This is a genomic window from Neisseria sp. P0008.S010 (genome assembly GCF_051962715.1).
Classification (GTDB): Bacteria; Pseudomonadota; Gammaproteobacteria; order Burkholderiales; family Neisseriaceae; genus Neisseria; species Neisseria elongata.
On the sequence record NZ_JBQCVA010000049.1, the window covers coordinates 1 to 16,677 of the forward strand.

At 47.1% G+C, this 16,677-nt stretch carries 13 protein-coding genes; 2 read left to right on the plus strand and 11 right to left on the minus strand.

The genetic code is table 11. From position 1 onward, the window contains the following. Nucleotides 1–117: 117 nt before the first annotated feature. The 5 genes from tssH to tssK all read right to left on the minus strand — a co-directional run bounded on the left by tssH (nt 118) and on the right by tssK (nt 7,235). Entirely contained in the window at nt 118–2,937 is a 2,820-nt protein-coding gene (gene tssH, locus ACTHSL_RS10500) for a type VI secretion system ATPase TssH (RefSeq protein WP_440381363.1), read from the minus strand. A 71-nt stretch (nt 2,938–3,008) separates the two neighbouring features. After that, nucleotides 3,009–3,497: an Hcp family type VI secretion system effector gene (locus ACTHSL_RS10505; protein ID WP_003760091.1), complete on the minus strand. Its 489-nt coding sequence runs from the start codon at nt 3,495–3,497 to the stop codon at nt 3,009–3,011. 71 nt (nt 3,498–3,568) lie between these two features. Then, a complete protein-coding gene (locus tag ACTHSL_RS10510) occupies nt 3,569–5,209 on the minus strand; it encodes an OmpA family protein (RefSeq protein ID WP_440381364.1) in 1,641 nt (546 codons plus the stop codon). A gap of 18 nt (nt 5,210–5,227) precedes the next feature. Beyond that, complete coding sequence (locus tag ACTHSL_RS10515; RefSeq protein ID WP_204813358.1) at nt 5,228–5,887, minus strand: DotU family type IV/VI secretion system protein; 660 nt, start codon at nt 5,885–5,887, stop codon at nt 5,228–5,230. A 1-nt stretch (nt 5,888) separates the two neighbouring features. Next, a complete protein-coding gene (gene tssK, locus ACTHSL_RS10520; RefSeq protein WP_440381365.1) occupies nt 5,889–7,235 on the minus strand; it encodes a type VI secretion system baseplate subunit TssK in 1,347 nt (448 codons plus the stop codon). 168 nt (nt 7,236–7,403) lie between these two features. On the opposite strand from tssK, the gene tssB reads away from it, so the two are divergent. Both tssB and tssC read left to right on the plus strand, forming a co-directional pair. Further along, nucleotides 7,404–7,901 carry a type VI secretion system contractile sheath small subunit gene (gene tssB, locus ACTHSL_RS10525; RefSeq protein ID WP_049230278.1) on the plus strand — a complete coding sequence of 166 codons (498 nt, stop codon included), beginning with the start codon at nt 7,404–7,406 and terminating at the stop codon, nt 7,899–7,901. 40 nt (nt 7,902–7,941) lie between these two features. Further along, nucleotides 7,942–9,471, plus strand: a complete 1,530-nt coding sequence (gene tssC, locus ACTHSL_RS10530) for a type VI secretion system contractile sheath large subunit (protein ID WP_440381366.1) — start codon at nt 7,942–7,944, stop codon at nt 9,469–9,471. A 72-nt stretch (nt 9,472–9,543) separates the two neighbouring features. Here tssC and ACTHSL_RS10535 read toward each other — a convergent pair whose 3' ends face one another. From ACTHSL_RS10535 to ACTHSL_RS10560, 6 genes are all read right to left on the minus strand, one after another. Continuing rightward, a complete protein-coding gene (locus ACTHSL_RS10535; protein ID WP_440381367.1) occupies nt 9,544–9,810 on the minus strand; it encodes a PAAR domain-containing protein in 267 nt (88 codons plus the stop codon). Between the two features lie 52 nt (nt 9,811–9,862). Then, a complete protein-coding gene (locus ACTHSL_RS10540; RefSeq protein ID WP_440381368.1) occupies nt 9,863–11,011 on the minus strand; it encodes a hypothetical protein in 1,149 nt (382 codons plus the stop codon). Between the two features lie 597 nt (nt 11,012–11,608). Next, on the minus strand, nt 11,609–12,622 hold the full coding sequence (locus ACTHSL_RS10545) for a T6SS immunity protein Tli4 family protein (RefSeq protein WP_440381369.1): 1,014 nt from the start codon (nt 12,620–12,622) through the stop codon (nt 11,609–11,611). Between the two features lie 63 nt (nt 12,623–12,685). After that, complete coding sequence (locus ACTHSL_RS10550; protein WP_440381370.1) at nt 12,686–13,717, minus strand: T6SS immunity protein Tli4 family protein; 1,032 nt, start codon at nt 13,715–13,717, stop codon at nt 12,686–12,688. 19 nt (nt 13,718–13,736) lie between these two features. Further along, nucleotides 13,737–16,127, minus strand: a complete 2,391-nt coding sequence (locus tag ACTHSL_RS10555) for an esterase/lipase family protein (RefSeq protein ID WP_440381371.1) — start codon at nt 16,125–16,127, stop codon at nt 13,737–13,739. Beyond that, on the minus strand, nt 16,124–16,677 hold a 554-nt coding region (locus ACTHSL_RS10560; protein ID WP_440381372.1), incomplete at its 5' end, for a DUF2345 domain-containing protein. The genes ACTHSL_RS10560 and ACTHSL_RS10555, both read right to left, overlap by 4 nt.

Genomic DNA, 16,677 nt, shown 5'->3' on the forward strand with positions numbered 1-16,677 from the left:
GGGTATGGTAGTTTGAACGGGGGTGGGCGGTCAAGTGGAGGGGATTGGTGGTGGAAAGGCCGTCTGAAAGGTAACCAAACTTGTTGAATCTCTTTCAGACGGCCTTTAAACACAGTCTTATTCAAACAAGACGTCTATGCCTTCTTCTCCAACCTCCAAACTCGCACGCTCCGGCATATGGCCTGCGGTTTGCTGCCATTGCAAAAAGCTTTGCGCGATGGCAGGCATGACTTGGCGGTTGAGCAAATGGTCGATATTGCGCGCACCGCTGTCACCGGTGGTGCAAGAATCAGCTAAAAGCGCTGCAAAATCTTCGCTGTAACTGAGGCGTGTTTGATGGGCTTCGTACAGTCTGTCAGCAATTTTGTTCAGCTTCAGTCTGACGATTTGAGCCAATGCCTCTTTTTCCAACGGACGATAAGGAACAACCTGCATACGCGCCAACAGCGCGGCTTGGAAATGGTCTGTCAGTATCGGACGAATAGCTTCTGCCAACTCTTCCAAACTGAACTCAGGTGTTTCATTGGTTTCAACAGGGTCGTCTGAAACGCTAGCGTTTTCAGAGGAGCTATCCGGCATTTGTGCAGAAAGTTCGACTTCAGTGTCCACAATCTGCTCTTGCGCGTTTTGCTCTTTACCCTCTTCTGCAACAGCTTCTTCTGTTTCTTCAGGCTCTTGCGGTTTCAGCAATTGGGTCAATTCGTTCGCACCCAAGTTTGACGTCATCAGGATAACGGCATTTTTGAAATCGATTTCCCGACCTTCGCCGTCACGCATCATGCCTTTATCGAATACTTGGTAGAAGAGATTGAGAATGTCTTTATGGGCTTTCTCTACTTCGTCCAATAATACGACGCTGTAAGGTTTCTGACGTACTGCTTCGGTCAAAACGCCACCTTCGCCATAACCGACATAACCCGGAGGCGAACCTTTGAGTTGGGAAACGGTATGTGCTTCGCGGTATTCGGACAGGTTGATGGTAATCAGCGATTTTTCGCCGCCGAACAGTGCATCTGCCAAAGCGAGTGCCGTTTCTGTTTTACCTACGCCGGACGGACCGCTCAACAGGAATACGCCCAATGGGGAATCGTTGGTTTTCAAACCGGCTTTAGCGGCTCTCAAACTTTGCGCGATAGCATGAATGGCTTCACTTTGCCCAACCACGCGTTTCTCAAGCAAACTTTCCAGTTGCAGCAGGTTTGCCAATTCGTCTTTGAGAACGCTGCCTGCGGGGACACCCGTCCAGTCAGCAATAATATCGGCAATCACGGTTTCATCAACGCTGGTGAAAATCAGCGGTTTGCCGGCGACAACGGCATCAAGTTGCTGCTGTTTCTCGGTCAGACTGTGTTGCGCGGCTTGTCGCTCTTCGGAAGTCAATTCTGTATTCTTGGCAGCTTCCATCAAGGATTGGATTTCATCCGCCAATTGTTTTTCTTCCTGATATCGGCGGTTCATTTCCTCGCGCTCTTCATTCAACTGGGCAATCTCTTGCTCAACTTGTCGAATGTTATCTTGCTGCGATGCGTTCAGACGACCTAATTGCTTGTCGGCATCCAATGCCTCCAGCTCGCGTTGCAGTGAAAAAATTTGGGCATCCATCAAACCGAAAATATGAGGCACGGTATCCAAACTCATGCGAACGCGTGCGGCTGCCGTATCCAACAAATCTACGGCTTTGTCCGGCAGTTGGCGGCCGGTAATATATTTTCGGGAAAGTTGTACGGCTGCGATGACGGCGGAGTCCTGAATATGGACTTTATGGTAAGCGGCATAACGTTGCTTCAAACCGCGAAGCATTGTGAACGCAGCCTCATCATCAGGTTCGTCAACCTTGACCATTTGGAAACGGCGTTCCAATGCAGCGTCTTTTTCAAAATATTGTTTGTATTCGCTCCATGTTGTCGCTGCGATAGTACGCAACTCACCCCGCGCCAAAGCTGGTTTTAAGAGGTTGGCAGCATCCGCACCGCCTGCGCTGTTTCCGGCACCGATTAAGGTATGCGCTTCGTCGATAAATAATAAAACGGGTTCTTCAGAATTTTGAACGGCCTCGATGACATTGCGTAGGCGTTGTTCAAATTCGCCTTTCACACCCGCGCCCGCTTGCAGAAGACCTAAGTCCAACACCAATACTTGGGTGTTTTCCAATATCTTAGGCACCTCACCCGAAGCGATTTTCAATGCCAGACCTTCTACCAATGCAGTTTTACCGACACCCGGTTCGCCAACCAAAATAGGGTTGTTCTTACGGCGACGCGATAAAATATCCATCATTTGACGGATTTCGGTTTCGCGTCCAAATACAGGGTCAATACCGCCCTGAGCGGCTTTTTCAGTCAAATTAACAGTAAACCGTGCAAGCGCATCGTTTTGTCCTGCTGTAGCGATTTGTTGGGGTTTAGGTTCCGCTGAAACTGTATGCTGACCTTCTTCTGAAGCCGGCTGCGCAAATGTATTATTCTCACCTTCGATAGAAACTTCGTCCAACCAAGTTTTCAGACGACCTATCTGTGTTTCAGTCAGGCTTAATAAGGGCCATGCTTCCTGCGTCATCAGACGGTAAGGAGATTTCAACAATGCCTGATACAGGAAAGCCGAACGGATTTCAGATGCACCTTCATCACTTGCCAACAACCATGCATCCGACAATAAACTAATCAATGATTTAGACAAAGAAGGATTACCACGAACATTGCGTGGAAGTTTGTCCATCGTATTCAACAAAGGATTCCAAATATTTTCTAAATCAATTTCGTAACGCCTCAACAAAGCATTAACGTCTCCATCCCCTAGTTCGAGTAATTTGATAAATAAATGGTCAACCGTAATTTCGGCATGACCTCGTGTTTGACATAAGCCGGCTGCAGCTTCCATCGCCTGCTGACAATGCGTGTTCAGACGACGTAATAACAATGCTTGATCATGCACAGACATTTGATGCCCCTGATGTAAAAAGGTGTTATAAAAAAGTGCTACCTTTATCAGGCAGCACTTTATGTGGATTATTAAGCGCGGCTTTCGTTCCAGCTGTCGGAATGAATGATGTTTCCGTCTTTATAAGTCCAAGTGATTTTTTCATAACGCAATTCAACGCGTTCCAAGTGATTGTAACGTTCGCGAGCAGGATCTTTGATGTTGTGCATTACAGGACCTACTGCTACAACTTTAACGTTGTCCAGTTTGGTATTGAAATACTCTTTCTCTTGACCGGAAGCATCAATTTGGTACCACTTGATTTCTACTTCTTTCAAAGTTTGACCAGTTGTTACTGCTTTGTACAGGTATGGTGAAGAAGCATCGTATTCTTTGAACAATACGATAGGTTCGTGAACGCGAGTACCTGTCAGTTTGCCGGTATTGGCATCCGTAGGAATACGGACATTGTGCAGAAACTCAACGATTTCAACGCTGTCTTCGCGACCATTGACGTCAACAGAACCTTTAATAACGGAACCGCCGTCGTCTTTCAACCACATATAAGCAGGAATTGCCATATTTTTACTCCTTAGTTTTATTGAAAACGCCTTAAGTTTTGAGGCTTAAAGCAACTTGTGCTGCATTAGAGTTACTGCTTTACAGCCGGAATCAGTATGATCTCAACCCTACGGTTTTTAGCCTTACCTTCTTCCGTCTGATTATCTGCAATGGGTTTGGTATCACCCAATCCTTTAACCTCGAACCGACTCTCCGGAACATTAGAAGAGATAACCAACCAATCTTTAACTGATTGAGCACGTTTTTCTGATAATTGTTGATTAGAAACAGGGTTTCCAACATTATCAGTATGTCCTTCAACTAAAATGCGTGTATCAGGATGTGACTCAATTGCTTTTAATGCACCAATCAATGCTTTATTGGCATTATTTTTTAGTTCAAACTGACCTGTTTCAAACAAAGCCAAGCTGTCCAAAGTAATAACTACTGGTTTCACAGGTTCCGGTTTTATCGGTTTTGGAGGTGGAGGATCTTTTGGCATCAAGGCTTTTAACTTTGGAATATATAAATCCGCACGATATAACCCTAATCCTAAATGTGCTGGTACACCCTCATCACGGTATTTCTCAAGCAATTGCAAATCCTGCTTTAGCAATACCAAATGTTGTTGCCGTTCATTTGAATTTGCTTCAGACTGAACATTTTGTATATGCTGACTAATTTGTTCTATCAAACGGCTATTGTTTTTCATAGAGAAAAATAATGCAGATAAAAAACCTAATGCACAGACGGATAATACTTTAAAAAGTATATCAGTAGTATGATTTTTATGATAAACGGTATATTTATCTGGCAATCCGATATGAATATATTGAAATTGATTACCTTGATAATTATTAAAAGAATGGACTAACCCTTGCGTATTCTTAGAAATATAAGTTGCCCATACTGATTTGGCTTGGCAGTCTCCATCGTCAACTACGCTTAAGCTGCGTACATCGACATATTCCCATCCACCATCTGTACGATTCAACAATTGCTCCTCGACGCAATTGAGTGCTTCAATCAGCCATATATATTGACAGCCGTTTGATTGTTTATTTTGCTGTAAAAACTCAATAGACAAACTTTCTTTAAAATCAGTAAAAAACTGATTAATATTTAATACATTCCATCTACCTTGAGTTTTTAAGACAAAAAATAGCTCTCTTTTATCTGAAAACTCTTCGAAAAGAAAGGGAACACGAATAACGAAATTCACAGGTATAGATATACCCATTTTTTTTTGCAAAAACAATATATTGCGCAACCACCCCCGCATAACCATAGACACATCGGCATTTATAGCAGGAGACAACACAAGCTCTATGCTGAGTGAGATTTGTTTACGGGCTATATTCTGAAGAAGATTCCAAACTACAGTATATAAATGTTCTGGATTAAAAATATTTATATATGCTGTGTCATCATATCTCTCGACTAAATTCGACATCTTCACTGCAGAATCAGGCATACGCAAAACATAACGCCCAGTAAATCCAGTATTATTTAATTCTGTCGCAATTTGCTGCCAAACTTCTGAACCGATACTGATATTTTCCTTGTTCTTACGCTGCCTAATTACCCAAGCACAAAACATAGCAACAAATGACAAAGCTAGAATACCGCCTTTCAGCATCCAACTAGCTTGCCAATATATTGCCAATACATAAAACAGTATAAGCTCAACTACTATAAAAATAATGAAAGACGAGAGCTTTTGATAAGTCATTATGAAATTACTCTAAATTTATAATGCTTGAGTTTGTTCAGCCAAAGTATCCAGATAGTATCCAAATGCAAAATAAGCTACTACTGCAATAACAAAACAACAGATAAATACCCATATCGGACTAATCGTCAGCAAACTCTTAAGAGACATGCTTTTACGATCAACATAGAATATTTGCCCATCTTGAGTTACCGCATTGCCAGACAATCCGGCAACCATTTTTTTCAAGCTATTTTGTGAATTTTGGAGAGCCATTTCATCTAAAATATAACGCCCCTTGAAGCCTAAATTGATTACACTCAAATATGCCTCAGCGATCAAAGAATTAGCACTGCCTGCTTTGCACAGCTTTTCAATTTTGTCGCACAATACATCGCCCGCATTGTATGATTGGAAGAAATGTACTTGCATGGGATTCATTTCCCACACTTCTCGATCACTTCCTTGCAGATTCTGCAGTGCGACCTCATCCAAAAGCGCACACTGCGCATAAGAAATCTCCTCAATCTCCTCAGCACTGCGTCCAGAGCTTGCTAAATTTTTTCTTAAATTTTCTACCAAAGTTTTGCCATACTCATACCATGTTGAGGCATGCTCGGGGCTAAAACCTGCCGATAATGCGGATACGGTCAAAGCAGTATCTCTTAATTCACTTCGAATCAATGGATTATGGTTCATGTTAAATACTCACTACTGCAAACAAGCTTAAATGTAAATTGGGTATAGATGCTGGAACATAAATACTACATACCTGCGATTGCATCATTCTTGAAAATGCCACATGCCGTTTGTCTAATCTGAAGTAAACATTATCCATTCGGAACGGCAAACCAGGAGGGGTTTGATTCAACAACTGCAAAGGCACTCCCATTACTGCCGTATTGATAACGCGTTCCACGTCTTCAGGAGCACCGATTTTGCTGACCAATGGCAATTGCTTCTGCAATTCAGCAAAAACAACGGAATCAGAATGTGCCGAGATATAAAACTCCGCATTATCATCAATTCTGCTGTCAAATATCTGAGCTCGCCAATGTGTAGATTTTGTATGTTCTAACGACAATTCGATGACAGGCGATGGAATGACTTCATCTAACAAACTGCGGATTTTTAACTCCAAACGGTTGAAGGTTCCAAACAGATCAAAATGATCGTATGATTCCATCTCATTCACAGATTCACTTACCCTGAATGTGTACAACATACCAAGTAAACGAACCAAGAGCTTATAAAGCTCCTCTGGATGTTGCTGCGGGTAATCATTCAAATGTTTCAATTCAGGATAAATCGTATTTAATCCGTGCAAGAACCAGAACAAGGTCGAGTCAGACACAGAAAAATCGACCGTATTTTCACTACGCGCCCGGCGGCGGGCGGATAAGTTATCTATACGGGACAACACCAGTAAAGTGATTCTATTCAGACATGAAAGTAAAACTTCCGAACCTGTAATCGACAATAATGGAGGGATGTAGTCTTTAGACCAAATCAATGCCCCATTCTCGTTTTTCTCCACTACGCCAATGGGGCATATAATGTAATCGTCATTATCCTCGAAATCAAAACGAATTTGTAAATTTAATTGCTCAACGGCAAGTTCTGCCTCCTCAGCGGAAAATAAATCCTCAACTTGTTCGAACTTTTTCACAAACCGTCTAGGGGTATTTCCAGCCCCATTTTCATCCACCAGATTCGGTACGTGAGCTTGATAAACCGGGAGAGCCAACAGCACTGTATTTCGCGCTCTCATAGGCAAGCTATTAATGTCACGAACTTCAACAGAGCCACTACCCGACTGCAAGTCGATCAGAGTTCCGTCAGGCAGACAGGCCTGAAGCTCATTCAATTTAATTTTTCCTAATTCAAGAGTCTGCTGATCGAACTCGCAACGAAAACATCCCCACTTGAATTCGCCCATCAATTTTATTAATACTGAGTAAATATAACTATTAAAAATATTTTGTTGTTGGAAATGCTGAGGAGAGAGCAAGACCCCCTCTTCCCATAATGGTTTATGAAATTTCACTATTTATACCTTTTAAATACCTTTTGTCAGATAAATTTGGAATGCAATAGACAACAGTATACCTAACATTTATACTATTTAGATAGAGATATATCGAAATTTAGTATTTATATTTCATTTGAAACAAAAGATTTTCCCTTCAACATATAGCAGAGAATAGGATTAGCCGTGAGCAAAAGTTTCCAAAACGAAGTTCCACCTTCACGTATCAATATCAAACTAGACCTCCATACCGGAGGCGCACAGAAAAAAGTCGAGCTTCCGCTCAAGCTTTTAGTCACCGGTGATTACAGCAATGGTCAAGACAAACGCGACCTTGCCGAAAAAGAAAAAGTCAATATCAACAAAAACAACTTTGACTCCGTATTATCTGACTTCAACCCCAAAGCCAACCTGACTGTGAAAAACACCCTATCCCCGGTCGGCGGCGAGATGAACATCAATTTGAATTTCAAATCTATGCGTGATTTCCACCCGGAACAAATTGCACAAAATGTTCCCGAGCTGCGTGCTTTATTGGCTATGCGCAACCTGCTCCGTGACTTGAAATCCAACCTGTTGGACGATTCGGCATTCCGTCGCGAACTGGAAACCATCTTGCGTGACGAAAATCTGTCTGCCGAACTGCGCGACCGTCTCGAGAAAATTGCACCTGTTAACAAATAAAACACAAGGTTGTCTGAAAACACCCGTAAGGATTTAAAATATGCAAAAACGCCAAGAAGCCCAAGCAACCGTTATAGAACAAGAAAACACCGCCAGCGTTTATGAAGCGCTGTGTCAAAAAATCAACTTAAACGCCGTCGACTCCGTCATCGACATCGAACAGTTCCAAAGCGCCGAAAAAATGTCCGAAGCCTCTGCCGATGAGCGCATCGCAGCAGCTGTCAGCGTATTTTTGAAGATGATTCAAGACTCATCTCAAAAAGTAGAACGCCTCGACAAAAGCCTGTTAGACTACCATATCGCACGCATTGACGAACAGCTCAGCCGCCAATTAGATGAAATCCTCCATAACGAAGAATTCCAAAAAATCGAATCTGCATGGCGCGGTCTGAAATTCTTGGTTGACCGTACAGACTTCCGTCACAACGTTAAAATCGAAATCCTCGACGTCTCCAAAGAAGACTTGATTCAAGACTTTGAAGATGCGCCTGAAATCGTCCAAAGCGGACTGTATCGCCACACCTATAGCAATGAATACGACACCCCGGGCGGCGAACCTATCGGCGCAGTCATCTCCAACTACGAATTTGACCGCAGCCCGCAAGATATGGCTTTGCTGCGCAATATTTCACGCGTCTCCGCTTCTGCACACATGCCATTCATCGGCTCTGTCGGTCCATCTTTCTTCGGCAAAGAAAGCATGGAAGAAGTTGCCGGCATTCAGGACTTGGCGAACTATATGGACCGTGCCGAATACATCAAATGGAAAAGCTTCCGCGAAACCGATGATGCGCGCTATATCGGCCTGACCCTGCCCCGCTTCCTCGCCCGCTTGCCTTACGGTAGTGATACGGTTCCTGTACGCAGCTTCAATTACGAAGAACAAGTTAAGGGCACCGAACACGACCGTTACTTATGGGCAAACGCATCCTTTGCCTTCGCTGCCAACATGGTTCGCAGCTTTATTAACAATGGCTGGTGCGTTCAAATCCGCGGACCTCAAGCCGGCGGTCTGATCGAAGACTTGCCTATCCATATGTATGATTTAGGTACCGGCAATCAAGTGAAAATCCCTACCGAAGTCCTGATTCCCGAAACCCGCGAATTTGAATTTGCCAATTTGGGCTTCGTACCGCTGTCTTTCTATAAAAACCGCGATTACGCCTGCTTCTTCTCGGCCAACTCAGCACAAAAACCTGCGCTCTACGAAACCAAAGAAGCAACGGCAAACAGCCGCATCAATGCCCGTTTGCCTTACGTTTTCCTGCTTTCCCGTCTGGCTCACTATCTCAAGCTGATCCAACGCGAAAACATCGGTACAACCAAAGACCGTCGCATGCTTGAACTGGAATTGAACACTTGGATCAATACATTAGTTACTGAAATGACAGACCCAAGCGACGAGTTGCAGGCAACACATCCTTTGCGTGAAGCCAAAGTCTTGGTTGAAGACATCGAGGACAACCCCGGCTTCTTCAAAGTCCGCCTGTTTGCCCGCCCTCACTTCCAAATCGAAGGCTTGGATGTAAACTTATCTTTAGTTTCCCAAATGCCCAAAGAAAAAAAATAAGCCTATCAAGCTTAGCATTTAATCATTTAGAGAAAAACCAAGAGGGGATATTTTCCCCTCTTGGTTTTTTACCTAATCGCTTCCAACACTTGGCATACTGCTGATTAAAGAACACCCGCAGGCGGTTTTACAGCCATCAACTGCAATCGACCTGCCTCCGAACAACATATACTGGCTACCTTCAATAATCGGATTCGTTCCATGTCCCGGAATCGGACAGCTGACCAAATCGCCGACCAAAGCTGCCGGTTTGCCTTCGACAACCATTTCGGAAGATGCTTGAATAACCATGCCGCCATGCGTGGTGGCATCTCCTAATCTAATAATCCCTTTCATCATTTTCTCCAATATCATCTATTTTCATCAGAACCAAGCTGAAAAACATTTCTAACTAATTTAGCCCTACAGCCTGACTCAACCGGCCCAAGTAAAAACCGCTATCGGTTTCCCAACCAAACAACTGATGCTTCTGCGCCGTATTTTCAGCGGCCAAACCTAACAAGAACAATGAGTTGCCGGATGGCATAGCACCCATGTACAAACCGGGCGTATGCAACAAAAATTTGTCTCTTTCGCTATGCAGTCTTCCTCCCGCATTCTGAATATCGTCCATATACTTTTGTGTATCTTCCCGGGAAGCCAGAAACCATATAGCATCAACCGCATCCCCGTTTAATCCGTAATTTGTATAGTGTTTTAATGCCTGAGATCGTTTACCCTCATCAAACGAGACCGGCCGTTGCAGCCACGCCCAAACCGGCAGTTTTGTCCTTCTTGCCAAATGAGGCGGGGAAAAAACCAGCCACGTCACAGTTTCGGTAAACTCCGCTTCGTCCACATCCCGATTCAGCCAAACCGATAAAACGGCATGAATACCTTCGGATTCGTTCTTATCAAACCACTCGTCTATCAACTCCTCCGGTTTCTGTAAAGGAAGTACTGACCAACCCGATTTCCCCATACCGACATCTTCCGCCATTTCTGCCAGTTTATTCTGCCAATATTCATATACATATTCATCCGATGCATGCAGATGAACCGTTATTTTTTCGGAATAATCCCTTAAAGCGAAGAGTTTTTCCGAAATATTTTTTTCCACTTCATCATCGGCAAAAGCTACAGTGTCTGATATATCGTCCTTTCGATTAAAAGAAACACAATCAAACCGGTAAGCATCCTTTTCCTGGCAAACCACATCCCGCAGGGAAATACCCTCCGGCAAGCCGACATATACATCCGTTAAAGCTACTTTTTTTGCGGCCCACTCAACCCATTTGTTATGTATTTTCTTTTTCTCCAACTCCCATGCTTCTTCTGCTGTGCCTTTATGTATCGATACAATAAACCGGTATATAAAGGCCGCCAGCCAAATCCCGGGGAAAAGCAGCGAATACCACACCCCCCCTTTCAGCCAAAAAATCCATATCAATGAAATACAACAACATATTGCCAAGGCAATTATCCATACCGCCGGCCTGCCCCATGTCCTTTTTGCAGGTTGGGCCAGAGTGTCAGGAATTTCAGGTATCGTCCAATACATATTAAAACCAATAAACTAATTAGTTAAAGTCCAAACCCGGGCATCGTATTATCTTTTCCCCAATATGGCAAATCCACTTTCCAATATCATCGAAACACCCCAAACCGAATTATAAATATCCGGCCGGGCATCTGACAAAGCGATACAAAGGCCATCTGAAAATACGCTTTCAGACGGCCTTTTGCCATGTGGCAATACCGATATCCGACCCTATCTCTTTTCAGACGGCCTGAGACCTTTGCAATAACATGAGTTATTAAAATTTTATGCTCAATACCATTTTCAAGATGAAGAACCTCCCTGATTTCTTCTACTTTTTTCTCAATACCAGAAAGGTTTTAGTCAATTGAAAAATTTTTAGCACATTTTTATGCGTCAAATTTTGTTAACAGACTATTTTTGCAAAGGTCTCGGCCTGCATTTAGGCAGAGGCCGTCTGAAAGCCGGGAATAAGGCTTGGCAGGACGGCAGCTTCGTCTTTGCCGTGCGGAAACCCGGCCTCACAAGCAAAGCTTTTTTTCAGACGGCCTTCCGTTGCCAAGAGGCCGTCTGAAACTTCGGTATCGGCTTTTCAGACGGCCTCCCCATCCGTATTGTTTATTTAACCGGCTTCAACGTCGGCAGTACGGTGTCCCAGATGGCGAGGATTTCGGCTTCGCTGCGGCTCGTCCCTTCCGCACGGTCCGCACCGAATTTCATCATGACGCGCGGGTCGCCTCCGTCCCGTTCCCATATCAGCATGTATTTGTTGCCCTGCCATTTGATCAGCTTTTCCGTGCCGGACATGCCGTTGATGTCGCGTTTGCCTTGGCGGATGGTGCGGTAGCCGGCGGTTTTGAAGATTTTGGCCAGCGCGCTTTTTTCGGAGACGAGGTCGCGTTCGAGCAGGGTCGGCTCGCCGGGCTGCAATACCGCGCCGTGCAGCATTTCCAGACGCATGTCGGTCTGCTTGGCAAAGCGTACCGCGGTGTTGGCTTTGAAGGGTTTGCCGCCGTCGTCGGCGATGAAGCCGCGGATCAGGCAGATGCCGCTTTGGTTCGGCACTTCGTATTCCTGCCGTTCGCGCAGGCCTTTGAGGAAGTCGGCGCGGTACCTTTTCTCCATGCCGTCGAGCATTTCTTTTTCTTTCGCCTTCCAGTTGGCGGGTTCTTTACCGTTATTGGAGGGGACATAGAAATAGCCGCTGACGATGTAGGCGTCGTCCTTATCGAGCTTGAATATCAGGTTGGTTTCGTAGGGCATGCCCCGGTTTCCGATGAGATTATCCCAATGAACCCCTAAATGTGTCGCAAACATCACGGCCCGGCCGGGGATCAGGGTGCGGGCATCCACAAAGCGGTCGGTGCCGTCGCGCCCGCTTTTTTGAATGTTTTTCCAAGTATTCATCCGACTGTCCCATGCATTGAACAATACCATCACACTCCAGCCGTTGTATTCTATCCACGAGCTGCTGTGGCGGCGGATAGCGGGCAGACGCAATTGGTAGCGGCCGCTGCAATACGGTTGTTCGGTCCAGTAGGCGGTGTCGATGATGGGCAGACTGCCTGCGGCCCGGGCGGGGACGGCGGCGGAAAGGAGGAGTGCCGTGATGAGGGGGAGGCTGCGGGTCATGAGGTTTCCTTTCATTTGCGGCGGGCGGTTTCGTTTTTCAGACGGCCTCCCCATCCGTATTGTTTATTTAACCGGCTTCAACGTCGGCAGTACGGTGTCCCAAATGGCGAGGATTTCGGCTTCGCTGCGGCTCGTCCCTTCCGCACGGTCCGCGCCGAATTTCATCATGATGCGCGGGTCGCCGCCGTCCCGTTCCCATATCAGCATGTATTTGTTGCCCTGCCATTTGATCAGCTTTTCCGTGCCGGACATGCCGTTGATGTCGCGTTTGCCTTGGCGGATGGTGCGGTAGCCGGCGGTTTTGAAGATTTTGGCCAGCGCGCTTTTTTCGGAGACGAGGTCGCGTTCGAGCAGGGTCGGCTCGCCGGGCTGCAATACCGCGCCGTGCAGCATTTCCAGACGCATGTCGGTCTGCTTGGCAAAGCGTACCGCGGTGTTGGCTTTGAAGGGTTTGCCGCCGTCGTCGGCGATGAAGCCTCGAATCAGGCAGATGCCGCTTTGGTTCGGCACTTCGTATTCCTGCCGTTCGCGCAGGCCTTTGAGGAAGTCGGCGCGGTATTTTTTCTCCATGCCGTCGAGCATTTCTTTTTCTTTCGCCTTCCAGTTGGCGGGTTCTTTGCCGTTATTGGAGGGGACATAGAAATGTCCACTGACGATGTAGGCATCGTCCTTATCGAGCTTGAATATCAGGTTGGTGTCATAGGGCATGCCCCGGTTTCCGATGAGATTATCCCAATGAACCCCTAAATGTGTCGCAAACATCACGGCCCGGCCGGGAATCAGGGTGCGGCTGCCGATAAAGATATTAGTCGCCCCGTAGGAACCGCTGCGTTCGAACTTGCGGATGTCTTGCATCTGCCGTGCCCAGTCGTTGAACAATACCATCACACTCCAGCCGTTGTATTCTATCCACGAGCTGCTGTGGCGGCGGACGGCGGGCAGGCGCAATTGGTAGCGGCCGCTGCAATACGGTTGTTCGGTCCAGTAGGCGGTGTCGATGATGGGGGAGGTCATGGCGGGTTTCCTTTCTGCCGATGCGGCGGGGTTCAAGGCGGCCAACAGGGCGGCCAACAGGATGGGGGCGGTGTGTTTCATGGGATTCTCCTGACAGGGATTAATCGGTTTTTGCCCGTTTGAAGACGGCCTCGAGGATGGCGAACAAGGCATCGTTGCGCAATTCTTCGGCATCGTAGGCGGTGGAGTGTTCGTAACCGCCGGTATTTTTGCCTCCGGTGGTCAGGACGTCCTCCTGTTTGAAGACGCCCTGCGTGATTGGGGCGGCGCCGGATGCCGACGGCACGGTGGCATCGCCGTGGTCGCTATTTTGCTTCCGGCTGAGGGCAAATTCATAGCGTCCTGTGCCCAGCACGATTTCTACCGTGCCGTGTTCGCCCGAGGCATCCTTCTTGTCCGACAGCTTGGCTTCTTTGCGTAGGGTTTCCTTGTCGGTTCCCGGCGGCAGTTTCTGTTTGCACACCCAGCTGATGGTATCCCAGCTGAGGTGGTCGCCACTGTCGCAATAGCCGATGCGGGTTTTATCGTCTTCGGTCAGGTAGTAGGCGGCGTGTTTGTTTTGAAACTCTTTTACAAGAGACAAATTTTTTTCAAAAATCTCAACATCCGTTTTGCCTTTCTGAAAAATCGTTTTGCCGCCTGTCGGGTTGAAGTTGATGGTGTCGATTTGCTCGGGCTGGGCTTTTTCTATGACCGCTTTTTTCTGATTGCCGTCCCCTCCTTCTTGTTCTGCCGATTTCGGCATCGTCGGCCACAGGCCGTACCATGCGTTGTAGGCTTGATAGATGTCTTCGGTGTTGAAGCTGCATATTTTGGTTTTGCCGTCTTGGTCGTAAATATCCAGCCAGGCGTGAGGATCCGCACCGCCGTTGCCGGAGGGGGCCGCTTGGGCAGCCTTTTGGGCGGTTTCGGCGACGCTGCTCCCGCGCAGGGGGCGGTAGTTCGGCCACGGCATCAGTTGCATGGCGCCCGGGGCGTTGAGCAGGATGGGCGAGGTCTCGCGTGCAGTCGAGCCCAATAATTTTGCAACTGCGCCGTCTTTTAAGGAGGTTAGCCCCATTTTCACGTAGCTTAACGGGTTGATATAGTCATACCATTTCCAGTTGCAGGGGTTGGGCTCGTCGCCGAAGCCGGCTTTCAGGCGTTTGTAAAAGGCGGGGGCGCCGGTGGCGGGCATCACGCCGTGGAAGATGCCGCAGAGTTTGTCGCCGTTTTTGGTGTTTTTCGGAGCGTCGCCGGTTGCCTGTTTCGCATAGGCGCGGGTAACCAAGCCGCCCATGGAATGGCTGACAATCAAAAACTGTTCGGCCTTGCATTCTTTCAAAGCGTGATCGATGCGGCTGTTGAGGTCGCTGGGGCCGAAAAGATAGTTGTTTCCGTTTTCTTTGCTGGATTCCAAATATTCCAGCGAATTCGGAGCATATTCATTTCCCGACTCGGAATTATCGCGCAGCCAGTTGTAGCCGCAGGCATAGACCGGATATTGGTAGTCCACGGCCTTTTTCAGCCATTCGGCCAGCTGCCGGCGGGCCGCTTCGCTGGACGGTTCTTTCGACAGCGGCCGCTCTTTCGGCGGTTTCCCCCGGCCTTCTGCGGGCGGGGTGGCCGAGGATTTGAGGATGTATCGGTCTATCCTGGCCAATACGCCCTGCCAAGGCTGTTTTTCTTTATGTTTGCTAACGAAGTTTATGTAGTCCTGATCGGTCAATTGGCAATTTTTGCGGTCGGAAGCCTCTCGGATGGCCTCTGCCAGATTATTCAGGTTTTCTTCCAAAAAAATCAAAAAATCATGAAAAAAAAGTGCGTAGACCGTACCCCAACCGCGAAAGCGCAGTTCCTGCTTAATCTGTTCCTTTCTGCTAGGTTTGTTTTCCTCCCAGCATTTTCTCCATGCCGCATAGCGTTGCTTTTCGGCAATGACTTGTGGATCGTCCGGCAGACGGTATTTTTGCAGCTGCTTCAGTTTTCTATCGTGCGCTATCTCGCCGTGCTTTAGGATGTCTTGCCTCCTTTTTTCGCTGTAGGTAATTTTCAGACAAGTTTTGGGAATTTCATCGATATCGCCTTCCCAACTGACCGACGTCAGGTCATGATGTATTTCTTTGTGACGTTCCTGAGCAGAACGGAAGAAGCCATCGGTAAATATGGCATCGATCTGCTGCATCGTACTGTTGGGCGGCATCCATGAATCTTCTACTTCTTTGCTTCTCAAATACTCCCAATTAGCATCAACATCTTGTTTGCCATCGAAGGGCTTGGCCTCCGCTTGTTCGCTTTTTTCGTTTGCCTCCGCCTTATCCGCTATGTCCTTCCAGCCGTCGCGGTATTGCAGGTTGGAACCCATAATACCGGGAACAAACATAATCGGTATACAGCGGGCTATTTCTATTTGACATTTCTGTTTGTCATCGGTAGCCGTCATTCTGGCCTGCGCGGTAGGGTTGCCGTTTTTATCCAATGTGCAGCTTAGTCTGATATTTTCTTCGCTCATTTTTTTTCGTCCTTGGGTAGAAGGGTAAGGGTAAATTTTTCCATGGCGGCATCGTTCTTTTGGATTCCCGTGCTGCCGTTGCTGTCCGTTACCCCGCGGATTTTGGTGCCATCGGCACGGGTTAGAATGAATTTGCGGTTGGCAATTGGTTTGCCTCCGGGTGTAGTAACAATTACTTCCTGATCGAATTGAGTTTTAGGCATTTCATTAAACATCTGGCTTAAACTACTTGGCCCACCCACCACCAACGGCGCCCTCACCCGCACCACCTTCGGACTCCCGATCTCAACCTCCCCGTTCGCCAGTTTGATATACGCCCCTTTGCAGGTAATCAGTATCTCTTCCTTCGCCGCTATGGCGATTTTCCCCGCGCTGCTGGTTAACGTTGCGTCCTTCAACGCATTCAGTTGCAATTCGTCGTTCTGTGCCTGTACGGTGACTGCACCCTGGTTGGCCTGTACTTTGATTCCTTGGCTTTGCGCAAACAGGTTGAGGCCCTCTGCCGCATGGGCGGTCAGGCTTTGGCCGGCGCTGATGTCGGTATGGCTGC

Excerpts from the sequence above, each read along its gene's own strand:
- tssH (WP_440381363.1), bottom strand. The coding sequence starts at position 2,937 with ATGTCTGTGCATGATCAAGCATTGTTATTACGTCGTCTGAACACGCAT.
- ACTHSL_RS10505 (WP_003760091.1), bottom strand. The coding sequence starts at position 3,497 with ATGGCAATTCCTGCTTATATGTGGTTGAAAGACGACGGCGGTTCCGTT.
- ACTHSL_RS10510 (WP_440381364.1), bottom strand. The coding sequence starts at position 5,209 with ATGACTTATCAAAAGCTCTCGTCTTTCATTATTTTTATAGTAGTTGAG.
- ACTHSL_RS10515 (WP_204813358.1), bottom strand. The coding sequence starts at position 5,887 with ATGAACCATAATCCATTGATTCGAAGTGAATTAAGAGATACTGCTTTG.
- tssC (WP_440381366.1), top strand. The coding sequence starts at position 7,942 with ATGCAAAAACGCCAAGAAGCCCAAGCAACCGTTATAGAACAAGAAAAC.
- ACTHSL_RS10535 (WP_440381367.1), bottom strand. The coding sequence starts at position 9,810 with ATGATGAAAGGGATTATTAGATTAGGAGATGCCACCACGCATGGCGGC.
- ACTHSL_RS10540 (WP_440381368.1), bottom strand. The coding sequence starts at position 11,011 with ATGTATTGGACGATACCTGAAATTCCTGACACTCTGGCCCAACCTGCA.
- ACTHSL_RS10545 (WP_440381369.1), bottom strand. The coding sequence starts at position 12,622 with ATGACCCGCAGCCTCCCCCTCATCACGGCACTCCTCCTTTCCGCCGCC.
- ACTHSL_RS10550 (WP_440381370.1), bottom strand. The coding sequence starts at position 13,717 with ATGAAACACACCGCCCCCATCCTGTTGGCCGCCCTGTTGGCCGCCTTG.
- ACTHSL_RS10555 (WP_440381371.1), bottom strand. The coding sequence starts at position 16,127 with ATGAGCGAAGAAAATATCAGACTAAGCTGCACATTGGATAAAAACGGC.